This window comes from Thermodesulfomicrobium thermophilum DSM 16697, from assembly GCF_059568695.1.
Map to the genome: position 1 here is coordinate 1 of NZ_JCANTW010000006.1, position 15,227 is coordinate 15,227.

Annotated in this window: 14 protein-coding genes; 10 read left to right on the forward strand and 4 right to left on the reverse strand. The window is 63.7% G+C overall.

The window, feature by feature from the left end; all coding sequences use genetic code 11:
* The 3 genes from BR00_RS01020 to BR00_RS01030 all read left to right on the forward strand — a co-directional run.
* The coding region (locus tag BR00_RS01020) for a PD-(D/E)XK nuclease domain-containing protein (protein WP_496475766.1) at positions 1 to 912 on the forward strand (912 nt) is incomplete at its 5' end.
* The gene (locus BR00_RS01025) at positions 909 to 1,796 is read left to right on the forward strand and encodes a glycosyltransferase family 2 protein (protein WP_496475767.1); all 888 of its coding nucleotides are present in this window, start codon (positions 909 to 911) and stop codon (positions 1,794 to 1,796) included. The genes BR00_RS01020 and BR00_RS01025, both read left to right, overlap by 4 nt.
* Positions 1,793 to 3,148, forward strand: a complete 1,356-nt coding sequence (locus tag BR00_RS01030; RefSeq protein WP_496475768.1) for an exopolysaccharide biosynthesis polyprenyl glycosylphosphotransferase — start codon at positions 1,793 to 1,795, stop codon at positions 3,146 to 3,148. The genes BR00_RS01025 and BR00_RS01030 overlap by 4 nt, the downstream gene beginning before the upstream one ends.
* A gap of 8 nt (positions 3,149 to 3,156) precedes the next feature.
* Here the strand turns inward: BR00_RS01030 and BR00_RS01035 are convergent, their stop codons facing one another.
* Genes BR00_RS01035 through BR00_RS01045 form a run of 3 tightly spaced genes read right to left on the reverse strand, consistent with a single transcriptional unit; the run spans position 3,157 to position 5,974 of the window.
* A complete protein-coding gene (locus tag BR00_RS01035) occupies positions 3,157 to 3,930 on the reverse strand; it encodes a glycosyltransferase family 2 protein (protein ID WP_496475769.1) in 774 nt (257 codons plus the stop codon).
* A complete protein-coding gene (locus BR00_RS01040) occupies positions 3,927 to 5,171 on the reverse strand; it encodes a CgeB family protein (RefSeq protein ID WP_496475770.1) in 1,245 nt (414 codons plus the stop codon). The genes BR00_RS01035 and BR00_RS01040 overlap by 4 nt, the downstream gene beginning before the upstream one ends.
* Complete coding sequence (locus tag BR00_RS01045; protein ID WP_496475771.1) at positions 5,093 to 5,974, reverse strand: class I SAM-dependent methyltransferase; 882 nt, start codon at positions 5,972 to 5,974, stop codon at positions 5,093 to 5,095. Before BR00_RS01045 ends, BR00_RS01040 begins: the two co-directional genes overlap by 79 nt.
* Before the next feature lie 127 nt (positions 5,975 to 6,101).
* On the opposite strand from BR00_RS01045, the gene BR00_RS01050 reads away from it, so the two are divergent.
* From BR00_RS01050 to BR00_RS01080, 7 genes are all read left to right on the forward strand, one after another.
* Positions 6,102 to 6,920, forward strand: a complete 819-nt coding sequence (locus BR00_RS01050; protein WP_496475772.1) for an ABC transporter permease — start codon at positions 6,102 to 6,104, stop codon at positions 6,918 to 6,920.
* The gene (locus BR00_RS01055; protein WP_496475773.1) at positions 6,910 to 8,265 is read left to right on the forward strand and encodes an ABC transporter ATP-binding protein; all 1,356 of its coding nucleotides are present in this window, start codon (positions 6,910 to 6,912) and stop codon (positions 8,263 to 8,265) included. Before BR00_RS01050 ends, BR00_RS01055 begins: the two co-directional genes overlap by 11 nt.
* The gene (locus BR00_RS01060; protein ID WP_496475774.1) at positions 8,262 to 9,320 is read left to right on the forward strand and encodes an acyltransferase family protein; all 1,059 of its coding nucleotides are present in this window, start codon (positions 8,262 to 8,264) and stop codon (positions 9,318 to 9,320) included. The genes BR00_RS01055 and BR00_RS01060 overlap by 4 nt, the downstream gene beginning before the upstream one ends.
* A 182-nt stretch (positions 9,321 to 9,502) precedes the next feature.
* On the forward strand, positions 9,503 to 11,920 hold the full coding sequence (locus BR00_RS01065; RefSeq protein ID WP_496475775.1) for a beta strand repeat-containing protein: 2,418 nt from the start codon (positions 9,503 to 9,505) through the stop codon (positions 11,918 to 11,920).
* 257 nt (positions 11,921 to 12,177) lie between these two features.
* Positions 12,178 to 12,738 carry a hypothetical protein gene (locus tag BR00_RS01070; protein WP_496475776.1) on the forward strand — a complete coding sequence of 187 codons (561 nt, stop codon included), beginning with the start codon at positions 12,178 to 12,180 and terminating at the stop codon, positions 12,736 to 12,738.
* Positions 12,739 to 13,454: 716 nt separating this feature from the next.
* A complete protein-coding gene (locus BR00_RS01075; protein ID WP_496475777.1) occupies positions 13,455 to 13,733 on the forward strand; it encodes a type II toxin-antitoxin system TacA family antitoxin in 279 nt (92 codons plus the stop codon).
* Positions 13,730 to 14,242, forward strand: coding sequence for a GNAT family N-acetyltransferase (locus BR00_RS01080; protein ID WP_496475778.1), 513 nt, complete (start codon positions 13,730 to 13,732; stop codon positions 14,240 to 14,242). Before BR00_RS01075 ends, BR00_RS01080 begins: the two co-directional genes overlap by 4 nt.
* Before the next feature lie 465 nt (positions 14,243 to 14,707).
* Here BR00_RS01080 and BR00_RS01085 read toward each other — a convergent pair whose 3' ends face one another.
* Positions 14,708 to 15,016, reverse strand: a complete 309-nt coding sequence (locus tag BR00_RS01085) for a ComEA family DNA-binding protein (protein ID WP_496475779.1) — start codon at positions 15,014 to 15,016, stop codon at positions 14,708 to 14,710.
* Between the last annotated feature and the right edge of the window lie 211 nt (positions 15,017 to 15,227).

Below are 15,227 nucleotides of genomic sequence, written 5' to 3' on the forward strand. Positions count from 1 at the left end.
GGTTACACCGAAGAAGACCTGGACACGGTCTTTGCCCCGGAGTTCGCCGCGGCAGCGGCCGAAGGCCGCCCCTTGGACCGCCGACAGGTACGCGACTGGTACAACGGCTACCGCTGGGGAAGCGAAACATCGGTGTACAACCCCTTCGACGTACTGCTGCTCTTGCGGCAGCGCGAGTTCCGAGCCTGGTGGTTCGAGACCGCCACCCCGCGCTTTCTCGTGCAGTGGCTGGCCCGCCACCACTTCTACACCCCGCAGCTGGAGCGCCTCTACGCCAGCGAGCAGCTCCTTTCCGCCTTCGACGTGGAGCACATCGAGCCCGAGGCCCTGCTCTGGCAGACCGGGTACCTCACCCTCACCGGCGTGCACGACTATGACGGCGTGAAAGAGTACCAGCTGGGCGTGCCCAACCGCGAAGTGCGCATGGCCCTCAATGCCGCCCTGCGCGCCGCCTGGCTCACCCCGGAGCTGGAACGCACGCTGCAGCAAAGTATCTGGCAACTCTACGACATGCTGACCCACGGCGACGCAGCGGCCCTGCACGAGCACTTCCAGCGCCTCTATACCAGCATCCCGACGGACTGGTACCGCAAAAGCCCCATCGCCCAGTACGAAGGCTATTTCGCCAGCGTGTTCTACAGCCACCTGGCAAGCCTGGGGCTCCCCATGGTCGCCGAGGACACCTCGCTGCAGGGCCGGCTGGACCTCATGCTGCGCGCTGGATCTACCGTATGGCTCTTCGAGTTCAAGGTGGTGGACGGCGACGCCCCCACCGGCGAGGCCCTGGCCCAGCTTCGAGCCAAGGACTACGCCGCCAAGTACCGCGCCGCACCGGAGGTGGAAAAGCTCCTGCAAGTCGGCGTGGAATTCAGCGCAAGCCGGCGCCAGATCGTGGGATGGGAGGTGGCGTGACGCAAGCCTCCACAGCGGTGCGGAGGGACTCTACTTCCCACCGTGCCACCACCCCGACGGTGCTTGCCGTCATCCCCACCCGCAATGCCGGCCCGCGGTTTGCCGAAACCCTCCAGGCCCTGCGCGGGACCCCGGTGCTCGTGCTCGACACCGCCTCCACCGACGGCACCCCGGAGCGCGCCCGCAGCCACGGCGCCCAGGTACGCGCCATCGCCCCCGAAGCCTTCAACCACGCCACCACCCGCAACCTGGCCCTGGAATACCCGGCGGACTTCTATCTCTTCCTCACCCAAGACGCCGTGCCCGTCGGCAGCGACCTCACCTGCGCCCTGCTTGAGCCCATGGAGGACCCCCAGGTGGCCATGGCCTACGGCCGCCACCTGCCGCCCTCCCAATGCCGGCCCGAGGAGCGCTTCGCCCGCCTCTATCACTATCCGCCCCACTCCCAGGTACGCACCCGCGCCCACATCCCGCGCCTGGGTATTCACGCCTTTTTCGCCTCCAATGTCTGCTGCCTCTACCGGGCAAGCGTCTTCCGCGCCCTGGGGGGCTTCACTCCCGGCCTTCCCACCAACGAAGACATGGAGTTCGCCGCCCGCGCCCTTTTGGCCGGCTACGCCGTGGCCTACGCCGCCGAGGCCTGCGTGTGGCACGGCCACCATTTGAGCCTTGCCCAGCTGTGGCGGCGCTACCAGGCCATCGGCCGCTTTTTCGCCCAAAACCCGTGGATCCTGGAGGCGGCGTCCGGCATGACCGCTTCCGGCGGCGCCTACGTGCTTGCGGAGCTGCGCTACCTCATCCGGCACGCGCCCCTTGCCCTGCCCCGCGCCCTCGCAGCCACGGTGGTCAAGTATCTCGCCTTCCAACAGGGAAAACGCCCATGACCCGTCGCCCCCTCTCGCCGCTCACCACGTCCCTCGTCCTCCTGGCCGCGGACACCCTAAGCCTGCTCGTTGCCTGCTGGACCGCGGTGCTCGTGCGCCGGGCCTTGGGCGGCGCATTTCCCCTCGCCCTCTATGCCGAGGTCACGCCCTTCGTGCTCCTCTTTCCCGGCCTCTTCGCCCTGCAGGGACTCTATCCCGGCACCCTCATCGCCCCCGCCGACGCCCTCAAACGCCTGTGCCAAAGCATCTCCCTGGGCTTTGCCCTGCTGGTGGTGCTCTCCTTTTTCGCCAAGCACGGGCCGTTGTACTCCCGCGGGGTCATGGCCATGGCCTGGGGGGCGAGCCTGGCGGCCGTTCCCCTGGCCCGCGCCCTGGTCCGGCGCTTCTGCCTGCGCCAGGGGCGCTGGGGGCAGGCCGCAGTGCTCGTAGGCGCGGACGCATCCACGGCGCAGCTCGAGGCAACCCTGCATGCCCATCCCGAGCTGGGGATCACCCCGGTGGCGCGCATGGACCCCAGCGGCGCCCGCACCCAGGGCGCACTGCCGCCGCCGCGCCAGGGGGTGGCCATCCTCCTGGTGGAACCCGGCCAGGTGGAGGCCCTGCTGGACGGCCCGCTGGCGGGTTTCGGCCGCGTGCTCCTCGCGCCGCAGCTGCCGGCGCTGCCCTCCCTGTGGACCGACACCGCGGACGTGGCAGGCACCCTGCTGGTGGACGTGCGCATGAAGCTCCTCGATCCCCACCGCCAGCGCCTCAAGCGCCTGCTCGATCTCGCCATCACCCTCACGGCCCTGCCCCTGGCCCTGCCGCTTGTGGCCGCCATCGCCCTGGCCGTGCGCCTCACCTCCCCCGGGCCCATCTTATTTGCCCACCGCCGCATCGGCCGCGGCGGCCGCGACATCCGCATCTGGAAGTTCCGCACCATGTACCCGGAGGCCGACCGCCTCCTGGCCGAAGCCCTGGCCCGCGATCCCGCCCTGCGGCAGCAGTGGGAGGCCTGCCACAAGCTGCTCTGCGACCCACGCATCACCCGGGTGGGGGGCTTTTTGCGGCGCACCAGCCTCGATGAGCTGCCGCAGCTATGGAACGTGCTCTGCGGGGACCTGGCCCTGGTGGGCCCGCGGCCCATCGTGTGGGACGAGGTCCCCAAGTACGGGGAGACCGGCTTTGCCCTGTACTGCAAGGTGCGGCCCGGGCTCACGGGCCTGTGGCAGGTCTCGGGCCGCTCCACGACCACCTATGCCGAGCGCGTGGCCCTGGATGCCTACTACGTGCGCAACTGGTCGGTGTGGCTGGACCTCTACATCCTTGCCCGCACGCCGGCAGCGCTGGTGCGTGTCCACCAGTCCTGGTAGATCCAGTCCTAGAAGTGGAATTTGAAGGTGTGGTGGGCTTCCATGTCCGCCTTGATGGCGTCGCCGTGGCGCAGCACGGCCTCCCGGGTACGGGTGCGCAGCATGGACGCCCCGCGCACCCGGTAGCGGCAGAGGATCTCCGGCACGAAGCAGCCCGCAAGCCCCCGGTCCACCAGCGAACACCACAGGTCGTAGTCCTCCCAGCCAAAACGGAAGGGCATCTCCCGGTATCCGCCCACGGCCTCGAGGACTTCCCGACGGATGAGGGCCATGGCGTCGATGTAGTTGCCGTAGGCAAAGCGCTCCGGGTCCCAAATGCTGTTGCCGATGATCCCCGCTTCTTCCTCGAAGGTCTCCACCAGGCTGTAGGCCATGGCCCGGCCGCTGACCTCCAGGGCTTCCCGCAAACGGCGGATGGCGCGGGGATAGATTTGGTTGTCCGCGTCCAGGATGAACACGTACGGGGTCTGGGCCAGGGCCACCGCGGTGTTGCGGGCCTGGGAGAGACCGTGATTGGTGTCGTTGCGCACCACGAGGATGCGCTCCAGAGGCGGCGCGGCGTGTTCGTGGAGCCACGCCGCCACCTGCTGCGGGGTCTCGTCGCGGGAGCAGTCATCCACGATGACGAGATCCAGGGCCGGCTCGGTCTGGGCGGCCACCGTGGGCAGGGCCTCCACGGCCAGATGCCCGTCGTTGTGGCAGGTCATCACTACCGTCACCGCCGCCGGCGTGGTCCCCGGGCGGTGCAGCACGACACCATGGGGCCGAGCTTCGATGGTCATGCGGAAACCTCCTGGATGCGTTGGCGAAGGATCTGCGCCAACGAAAAGGTTTGCCGCCAATGGACGAGGCCCTCCCGGGCCAGGCGTTGGGGGGAGCCTTGCTCCAGCAGGTGGCGGCACAGGTCCGCAAGTTCCTGCGCCGGGGCCTCCTGGTAGTGCCGGCCCGGCAAAAGCCCCGGCACCGGCATCGAGGTCTCGGTGACCGGCCAGGCGCCGCACTCCAGCCCCAAGGTCACCACCCGCTGCCACTCCAGATAGGGCTCTTCGGCCCGGTGCACGTTGAGGACGATCTTGCTGCGCAGGGCAAGCCCGGCCAGGACTTGCCACGGAATGCCCCGGGGGTCCTGCGGGGTGAACGGGCGGTTGCCTTCCGGCAGGTAGATCACGCAATGGAACCGGGCCAAGGTGGCCGCGGCCCGGGCAAAGAACCGGCTGCGCCGTGGGGAGATGGTGCCCACGAAGAGGATGTCGATGGGCCGCTCGTGTCCGGCCAGGGGCAGATCCAAGGCCGGCGGCAACGGCGCCCGCACCGCTGCGGGCAGGCTTTCCAGCGGCGGCAACGGCGGCACGGCGGCGGGGGTGCACATGGCCGCGCTCCAGGCCGGGCAATGGCCCAGCGGCACGAAGGCCGCCGGGATGCCGTTGGCCCGCAGGGTCACGGCGGTGCGAAAATTCATGTCCCACACCTGACGGGCCGCGCGCAGGTAGGGCAGGGCCGCGTCCAGCCATTGGGACCCCGGCTGTTCGGTGTTGTAGCACACCAGGCGGGTGTTTTTTTGCAACCTCCCAAGCAGCCGGCGCCCCGCCCCCAGCACGAAAAACTCGTGCGGGGCCACCACCAGGGCGGTGTCGCACTCCCGCGCCGGGCTGACGTCGGTCTCGTCCATCCACACCACCCGCTGGCCTGCAGCCTCGAGACCACAGGCCAGCTGCCGGGCGATGAGCTCCATGAATTGATTGCCCTGCCGGGCCACGCCCACGGCGATGCTTCGGGACTGCAACGGGTGCAGGTCTTCCACGAAGGGGTCCCGCAGCCGGCCGCCCCGCAGGACGAGCCGCTGCCACACCGGGTGCATCCGCGCCTTGGCCAGGGCGTGGGAGAACCCGCTGCGCCGCACCGTGGCCGCAAAGCGGCGGGCCAAAAACACAAGTTCCTGGATGTTCACCGGGCAATCCTCCGCGCCCATGCCCCAAGCCGGCGCAGCGGCGCCGTGTACCGCCAGCTTCTGCTCTGCAGGCATGCGGTAAGCTGCGCCTGGGTCTCGACAAGCTGCGCCTGGGTCTCGGCAAGCTGCGCCTGGGTCTCGGCAAGCTGCGCCTGGGTTTCGGAAAGCTGCGTCTCCCATTGCCGGCCCATGGCGGCGGCGAGCATGCGCCCCCCCACTGCGGTGAAGAACTCCAGCACCCGGAGGTGCGCGGCGCTCTCCGGCACCAGCCAGGCCGGCGGCTCCCCGGGCCCGGTCCAGAGCACCCCAAGGCCGTGGGAATGGAGAAACTCCAGATGATAGGGATAGGTCTGCCGGAGTTCCTCCCACAGCCGCCACACTCCGAAATCGCCGGCGCGCACTGCGGTGTCGTGCAGCAGCACCACCGCGCCGGGGGCGAGCTTGGGCGCCCAGGTGGTGAAATCATGGCGCACGGCGGCTTCGGTGTGCAGGCCGTCGATGTGGAGCAGATGGATGGAGGCGTCGGCGAAATGGGCCACCGCCTCGTCGAAGGACATGCGCATCAGGGTGGAGCGCTGGGCGTAGAGGTCGGCGTTGTGGCGCGCCACCTGGGCGTACACCTCCTCGCCGTACCAGCCGGCGTGCTCGTCGCCGCGCCAGGTGTCCACGGCGAAAAGGCGGGTGGGCAGCTCCAGATCGCTCGCCGCCTGGCACAAGGCGAAGTACGAGTTGCCCGAATGGGTCCCCAGTTCCACCACCACCGACGGCCGCAACTGCCCCATGAGCCAGGCGGCGAAGGGGATGTGGCCGCACCATCCGTACGGCGCCTCCAGGCGGCGGGGGGTGAAGGCCGCCGCCCAGGCGAGTTGCTCTTCCATGGATCGCTGCTCCTCCGTGCTGCACAGGATGCCGCAGCCAGTAGTGAAACTCCCCCCCGGAGGCAAGCCTTGCCTTCCCCGCCCCGGCGGGCTAGTGCCCCCTGCACCTTTTTTCGGAGAACGCTCCATGTCCGCTCCCCTGACCCCCATGGCCATGGTGCGCGCCCCCTGGCGGCACCGCACCCTGCTTTTCCAACTCGTGCGCCGGGAGATCCTCGGCCGCTACCGGGGATCCTTTCTGGGCATCGCCTGGGCGGTGCTCCATCCCTTGGTGCTGCTTGCGGTCTATACCTTCATCTTCCGCGTGGTCTTCCAGGCCCGCTGGGGGGCCGAGCACGCCACCACCGAAGACTTCGCCCTCATGCTCTTCGCCGGGCTCGTGGTCTTCCAGCTCTTTGCCGAGTGCTTCCAACGCGCCCCCCATCTGGTGCTCCAAAACCCCAACTACGTCACCAAGGTGGTCTTCCCGCTGGAAATCCTGCCGTGGGTTTCCTTGGCGTCCGCCGTGTTCCAGGCGGCCATCGGCTTTGGGGTCCTCACGGCGGCCACCGCGATCCTCCGGCCCCAAGCCCTGCACTGGACGGCCCTGGCCGTGCCGGTGCTGCTGGTGCCGCTGTGCGGCGTCATCCTCGGGCTTTCCTGGTTTTTGGCCGCCCTGGGGGTGTACGTGCGCGACCTGGGCCCTTTGGTGCAGCTCGGCACCACGGTGCTCATGTTCCTCTCCCCCATCTTCTACCCGGCCTCGGCCCTGCCGGAGCGCTTCCGCGGCCTGCTGGCCCTCAACCCGCTGCTGCCCAGCATCGAGATGGTGCGCGAAGCCCTGCTGCGCGGCGCCTTGCCGGACCCCGCCGTCATGCTCGCCTGGTGCGCCGCCGGGCTGCTCACCGCCTGGGCCGGGTTCGCCTGGTTCCAAAAGACCCGAACGGGGTTCGCCGATGTCCTCTAACCTCGCCGTCTGCGCCCACAACCTCGGCAAGTGCTACCACATCTACGCCCATCCCCGCCACCGCCTCCAGCAGATGCTGCTGCCGCCGCTGCGGCGTCTGCTGCGCCGCCCGCCCCGCACCTACTACCACGAGTTCTGGGCCCTGCAGGACGTCACCCTCACCATCGCCCGGGGCGAGACCGTGGGCATCATCGGCCGCAACGGCAGCGGCAAGTCCACCCTGCTGCAGATGATCTGCGGCACCCTCACCCCCACCTGCGGTCAGGTGAGCGCCCAGGGCCGCGTGGCCGCCCTGCTGGAGCTGGGCTCCGGCTTCAACCCGGAGTTCTCGGGCGAGGAGAACGTCTACCTCAACGCCTCCCTCCTCGGCCTCTCCCACCAGGAGATCCGGCAGCGCTTCGACGCCATCGCCGCCTTCGCCGACATCGGCGACTACCTCTCCCGGCCGGTGAAGACCTACTCCAGCGGCATGCTGGTGCGCCTGGCCTTCGCCGTCATGGCCCACGTGGACGCGGACATCCTGGTGGTGGACGAGGCCCTGGCCGTGGGCGACGCGGTGTTCACGCAAAAGTGCATGCGCTTTTTGCGCCGCTTCCAGGCCCAGGGCACCATCCTCCTAGTGACCCACGACACCACGGCCGTGCTCGGCCTCTGCTCCCGGGCCGTGTGGCTCCACCAGGGCCGCGTGCGGGCCGACGGCGCGCCCAAGGAGGTCTGCGGCAGCTACCTGGAGTTCTGCTACAGCACCCAGCAGGACACCGCCGCCGTGCGCCACGCCCCGGCCCCGCCGCCGCCCGCCCCGCCCCAGGGCCGCGACCAGCGCCAGGACCTCCTCAACCACTCCAACCTGCGCAACGACCTGCGCCTCTTTTCCTTCGACCCGCAGGCCCCGGCCTTCGGTGCCGGCGGGGCCCGGGTCACCCGGGTGGAGCTCACCGACACCCAGGGCCGCCCCCTCTTGTGGGCCGTGGGCGGCGAGGCCGTGATCCTGCAGATCCAGGTGCAGTGCCTGCGCCACCTCGCCTCGCCCATCGTGGGATTTTTCATCAAGGACCGCCTGGGCCAACCCCTTTTCGGCGACAACACCTACCTCTCCACCCTGGACCGCCCCGTGCCCTGCCCGGCGGGCGGCACCCTCACGGCCCGCTTCCATTTCCAGATGCCCCGCCTGGCCGTGGGCGACTACGCCGTCACCGTGGCCGTGGCCGACGGCACCCAGGAGCAGCACGTGCAGCACCAATGGGTGCACGAGGCATTGGTCTTCCGCGCCGAGTCCTCCTCCGTGGCCGGCGGCCTCATCGGCATCCCCATGACCCGCATCGATCTCGAGGCCGCCCGCCCATGAACGCGCGCGCCTTCGGGCTGGACCTCATGCGCGCCGCGGCCATCGCCCTGGTGCTCATCGCCCATGCCGGGGCCTTCGTGCTCCCGTTCTTTCCCGCCGCGGCGGACCTCTTCGTCTTCTGCGGCTACCTGGGGGTGGAACTCTTCTTCGTCTTGAGCGGCTACCTGGTGGGCGGCATCGCCCTGCGGGAGATCTCCGCCCCGCGGCCCCGCCTCATCCTGCGCTTCTGGCTGCGCCGCTGGTGGCGCACCCTGCCCCCCTACTGGGCCGCCCTGGCCCTGGTATTCCTTTTCGCCCCCGGCCTGCACCTTCCCGTAGAGCCCTGGTGGCGCTACGCCGGCTTTCTCCAGAACCTCGCCTGGCCCCATCCCCCCTTCTTCGGGGAGGCCTGGTCCCTGGCGGTGGAGGAATGGTTCTACCTTGTGCTTCCCGCCTTCCTCTGGGTGGGTGCGCCCCGAAACCTCGGCCGGCGCCTGGCCGTGACCCTGGCGGGCTTCTGCCTGCTGCGCCTGGCCGTGGCCCTGGCCCAGGACCCGGCCTGGGACGAAGGGGTGCGCAAGATCGTGCTCCTGCGCCTGGACGCCATCCTCTGGGGCGTGGCCGTGGCCTGGATGGCGCGCACCCAGGGCCCGCGCCTGCGCGCCTGCGCCCTGCCGGCGGCGGGGGCGGGCCTTACCGCCTTGGCTGCGGCGGCGGCCCTGTTCTTTGTGCTTTCCCGCGACCACAGCCTGGCGGCGCGCTCGCTGCTCTTCACCCTCACCAACGCCGGCGCGGCCCTGCTGCTTCCCGCCCTCGCCGCTCTTCCCCGGCCCCAAGCCCCCCTGGCCCGCGCCGTCGAGACCACAAGCCGCATCTCCTACGTCCTCTACCTCATCCACCACACCCTGGTGCTGGGGGCCCTGCGCGTGCTGCTGCCGCCCGCCACCCCCTTGGCCGCCGCCGCCGGCCTGGGGCTCTATTTTTTGCTCTCCATCCACCTGGCCCGGGCGCTCCACACCACCCTGGAGCGGCCGCTCCTTGCCCTGCGCGACCGCTGGGTCCCGCCCCGGCGTTGACACCCGCGGCCGCGGCTGGATACAGGGCGCCGCAGCGATGAAACCGGGCAAAAAAAAAATCGGGAATTTCTTGACACCAGGCGCCAAGATTCTCTAAACCCCGGGCATCGGTATGTCGTGGGACATATCTGTACACCTCAACCTTAATTTTTTTTATGCAACTCATGAAAGGAGGAAGCATCATGGCAGTTCCCAGTTGGTTTGACGAGTACACCTACCTGCAGAGCAAACTGAACCAGCTCATCAGCGCCGGGCAGACCCAGTACTCCAACGTGACCCAGGTGAAGGCCGCCATCGAGGCCGCGGGCATGAGCGTGTACCAGCACTTCGAGAAGTTTTCCCTGGCCGAGCGCACCAGCCCCAACACCTACTTCAACACCCAGGAGTACCTGGAGGCCAAGGCCGCCCAGCTCAACACCGCCCAGGGCGTGACCACCTGGACCGCGGACAAAGTGGCCCTGGAATTCCAGAACGGCGGCTTCACCAACGCCTACGAGCACTTCAGCAAGTACGGCTGGGCCGAGGGCGTGAACCCCTCCAACAGCTTCGATGTGAGCAGCTACCTGGAGGCCAAGGCCGCGGAAACCGGCAAGACCGTGAACGAAGTCAAGGCCGCCTTCGAGGCTGCCGGGCTCGACCCCATCGCCCACTACGAAACCTACGGCAAGAGCGAAGGCATCACCGTCACCGAGGTGCCGGCGGACGAGCAGGTAACGCCGGACAGCAGCGGGAGCACGGGCAAGACCTTCACGCTCACTAACAGTACGATTACGGGTTCCTTCGACAACAAAACCGGCACATCTGGCAACGACTCCTTCATTGCTGGCCCGGCAACTCTGGAAACCGGCGATGTGTTGGCTGGCGGCGCAGGGACTGATAAGTTGGAAGCTACCTCAAATGTTGCGGCGATTGTATCCCCGACCATGTCAGGCATTGAGCAGATTTTTGCTCGTACATTTGGCAACCACGATGCCACCTACGAGGTGAACCTCGCTAATGCAACCGGTGTTACTGAAGCCTGGGCTAACATGATCGAAGATACCGGGGCTAACGGAAACGACAACTTGAAATTTAGCTCGCTTTCTAAATCGGTGGTTGCTGGCATCAAGGGCGGAGCCTCTGTCGCTGCTAATCGCGCAAATGTAGAATGGGCATTCAATGACGTGACCGGCTCCGCAGACACAGCGACGTTGATCCTTGACGGAGCAAGTGTAGCCACAGTGACCATGGCTGGAGTAGAGACGATCAACATCAAGTCACAAAATGGAAACAGCACTATTGGTACCTCGCTGACTGCTCCTGCCGCAACGAAGTTGATCGTTACTGGTGACAAAAACATCAGCATCGCTGCTCTGGATGTTGCCGACGCAAATAACGAAATTGATGCCTCAGCGTTAACTGGCGACCTCAGTGTCAAACTTGAGAACCAGGCGGTTAATGTTACATACAAGGGCGGCAAGGGCAATGACAAAGTTAACATGAACGGCACATTAGCTGCGGGTGATGACATTGATGGCGGAGAAGGCACAAACACCATCGCAGGCATTACGGCAGCAGCTCAGCTGACGGCGGCTACTGGAAAGCTGCTCAAGAACTTCCAGGTATTTGACGCGGCCGGTACAACAGGTGCTTATGACATGGACCTTATTGTTGGAGCAGGATCGACCAGCACTATCAACTCGCTGGTTGTCTCTGCAGATTTAGGTGGAGCTACGACCATCGACAACTTGGTTAAGGGTGCGAATGTTACGATTAACGCTAGTACCACAGCCGGACTAACCATTAACCAAAAGGGCGCCGGTAGTGCAGGCTCTAACAGCGACACGCTGACTTTCGAGCTCTTAGCACCTGCAACTGGCGGGAACATCACAGTGAATGCCCTGACTGCCGCTAACATTGAGACAGTTACGGTCAAGTCCACCGAAACTTCAGGCGTCACTTCCGGTCACACCTTGACACAGGGCACTTTTGCCGATGCTTCGACTGTCAAATTTGAAGGCAACGAGCAGTTGACCGTCACAAATTTGACTGCTGCCGCAGCAGCCAAAATTGACGCTTCAGCTATGACTGATAAGTTCATAATGAGCAACGCCGCTAATGGCGGTGGAATTCAGTTGGTTCTTGGCGGTTCCGCAGATGATACACTGATTTCTAATGATGTTGCAGGAAGCACTCTTCAGGGCAATGGCGGCGCCGATACAATTATACTCGGAGGTGCTGGTAACGCCGAAATTGTGAAATATGCGGCCCAGACCGATTCTACAGGCACAAAATATGACAAGATCACAAACTTCACTACTAATGAAGACGACATTGATCTGAGCGCATTTGGTTTTACTGGGGCTGCTCAAACCGTGTTCACTACAACTAAAGCGTCTGTTGATAATATAACTCAGACTTTCACCATCTCTTCTGCAGATGCAACAGGCTTCTTCAATAATAGCGGAGGGAATCGCGGTGTAGCCTTTGCAACTAATGGCACAGATGGGGTAGTGTTCGTTGACGCCAACAAAGACGGAAATTGGGACGCAGCTACTGACATGGCGATCTACCTTGTCGGTGTAACTGCGTTCGCCACAGCTGATGTGATATTCGCCTAATCATCTCCGCGTAGATGTGCCTCTCATGCTTGTGAGAGGTGTTGGCTAAATGAGCTAAACCCCGTCCTTCGCAAGAAGGGCGGGGTTCTTCTATCCAAGCACATGCACAAAGGGACTTTGACTTTTGGACACCCACTTTGTCATCCCCCACTTGGTCATCCCTGCTCGTGGTTTGACGCCCCTGGGCGGATCCATTATGTATTTTTCCAAATGGGCGGCGAAGGGAGCTCCGCAAAACGCCCCAGGAGGCATGACCCATGACCGAAGAACGGCAAAACCCCGCATCCCCTCACGAGTTGACCCTCGACCCCAAGACTATCGACGTCTTGATCGCGAATATCATTCCCACCTCGAAATATTTTGAGAGCCGATTCGACAACCTGCAATACCAGGTCAATGAGATCAAAGAGGATATCAAAAACCTGGAAGTCCGCATGGACAAGCGCTTCGAGCAGGTGGATAAACGCTTCGAGCAGGTGGATAAACGCTTCGAGCAGGTGGACAAGCGCTTCGAGCAGGTGGATAAACGCTTCGAGCAGGTGGACAAGCGCTTCGAGCAGGTGGACGCACAGTTTGTCTCCATGCGGGCAGAAATCAAAGACCTTGAAGTCCGCATGGACAAGCGCTTCGAGCAGGTGGACAAGCGCTTCGAGCAAATGGACAGCAAGTTGGACAAGATCATCGAACGTATCGACCGCCGCATCGACGAAGGGTTGCGGGAGAACCGCAGTCAAATGATGCGTATGTTCACTTTTGCCATGACCTTTTCTGCCATCTCCATGATCGGGCTCATCGGCAAGATGCTCCAACTTTTTTGATGCAGTCATATTTGATAAGACTTTTGGACACCCACTTTGTTTCTAGGATTCTCTAAGGTACAAGTAAAGGGACACCCACATACCTTGACACCGTCCCGCCCCCCCACTAGCCTGGCACCATGACCCGCCCCCGCTGCGTGCGGCGGGCGTTTTGGTACGGCGAAGACCGACACCGTGGCCGCAACAATGGGTACCGCCGGGGCTGAATCGAGGCGTGCATCCGGCAGCCGACCTCGGTGTTCGCCATTGATGTGGCGGCCTATGCGGTGAAGTCGAATCCCTCTCCCATCGTACTCAAGGTCGACTCAGTAAACCTTGGCATGGACGGACGACCAAGTGCTGGGACGCGCAACGCAGCTTTTGGACGGGCCGCTCCGCCCGACCATCTGCAGAAGCGTTTCCATGCCTTCCGGAGCGAGCCTTGCAAGGGTGTAGTGGAGTCAAGGAGACGGAGATGATCAAGACCATGGGGTCCATAAAGGGACACCCACTTTACAAGCGAGACTTTTGGACACCCACTTTGTCATCCCCCACTTGGTCATCCCGAGTCGGGTCCACATAAAGGGACACCCACTTTACGTTCCGACCACAGCCCACAAAGTGGGTATCCAAAAGTATCCACCCAGGCATCCAGGAGAGACATCAACGCATGCCTGACTTGTCAGGACATTGTCAGGACGTTATTATGGAAATAGTTTCAGAACATGGGGGTTGCCATGAGCACCTTGAACCTCTCCAAAACCGAACGGATCAATGTCCGTGTCAGCAGCTCGGTCAAGCAACTGCTGCAAGAAGCGGCGCGCTCTTGCCACAAGAACGTCAGTGAGTTTCTGCTGGACGCTGCTGTGACAGCAGCCACCCAGGCGCTCGCAGATCGTCGTCACTTTGTGCTGAACGATGAGCAGTGGCAGGCGTTTGAGCAGGCGCTGGATCGCCCCGTGCAAGCCAAGCCGCGCTTGAAGAAGCTGCTCAGTGAACCCGGGGTTCTGGATTGAGCGCAAGCTATGAGCGGATCCGCAAGCTATCGGCTGCGGACTCGGTGGAGGCGTTCGACTGTGGGCAGCCGGCACTCAATCGGTTCCTGCAACGCTACGCGCTCGTCAACCAGAAGGCCAACAGCGCACAAACCTATGTCTGTTGCCTCAACGGCAAAGTCGTTGGCTTCTACAGTCTGGCCGTTGGCAGCGTTGATCCCGAAGATGCCCCAGCCCGTGTGATGAAGGGCTTGGCCCGGCATCCTGTGCCAGTCATGATCCTGGCGCGACTGGCCGTAGATCGTGATCACCAGGGAAAGGGTCTTGGCAAGGCGTTGCTCAAGGACGCACTGCTGCGCACGGCACAGGCTGCTGACATCGCGGGCATTCGCTGCCTGCTGGTTCATGCCAAGGATGAGGCTGCGCGGCAGTGGTATGAGTCCTGGGAATTTGAACCGAGTCCGACCGATCCTTACCATCTGTTTCTGATGCTCAAGGATCTCAGGGCGCTTCTGGTGGGGATTCCATAAACCATAAAGGAAACCATAAAGGGAAACCATAAAGGGACACCCACTTTACGTTCCCTCCTGATTGCCTTACACAGCCGCAAACCTCCCCTGGAGCATCGTGTTTGTCGGCGCTCTTTGAAAAACTACAAAGGGGAAAACTAGAAACCATAAAGCAACCATAAAGGGACACCCACTTTACGTTCCCTCCTGATTGCCTTACACAGCCGCAAACCTCCCCTGGAGCATCGTGTTTGTCGGCGCTCTTTGAAAAACTACAAAGGGGAAAACTAGAAACCATAAAGCAACCATAAAGGGACACCCACTTTACGTTCCCACTTTACGTTCCCTTCTGATTTCCTTACAAAGCCGCAAACCTCCCATGAAGCCCACAAAGGAAGCCCACAAAGTGGGTGTCCAAAAGTATCAATCAAAAGTATCAAAGTATCCCCCCCGCCGAGACCCTCCGCCCCGGCGGGGAAAGACAGGCTATTGTTTGGTGCCGGCAGGGGCCGCAGGTTTTTCTTCTGCCTGCGGCGCACTCACGGTGAGCATGTCCTGAATCTTGAGAAAAGTTGCATCCCCGATGCCTTTCACTGCTTTGATTTCCTCGATGGATGCAAACGGCTTCTTCTGACGATATTCAATGATGCGCCCGGCAATCACAGGGCCCATTCCGGGAAGTGTCTCCAGCTGCGCCTGGCTTGCCGTATTGATGTCAATCTTCTCTGCAGCCATGGCCGCTCCACCGAACATCAAGACGAACACCAGAAATGCCACCCGAATCCACGAATACATACAGGACCTCCTTGAAAAACAGATGTTTTTTCTCCACAAAAGGGATTCCGATCTTCTTTCCAGAAAAGATCCTGTTGTTGTCAAGGGGCCATAATGACACATGGTGCCGGACGACAATATGCGCCACGATGTGGACACGCGTCTGTTACCGGACAATGATATTGATACCCCTGGATTGAACAATACCAAGGTCACCCTCTTGAAGACCCAA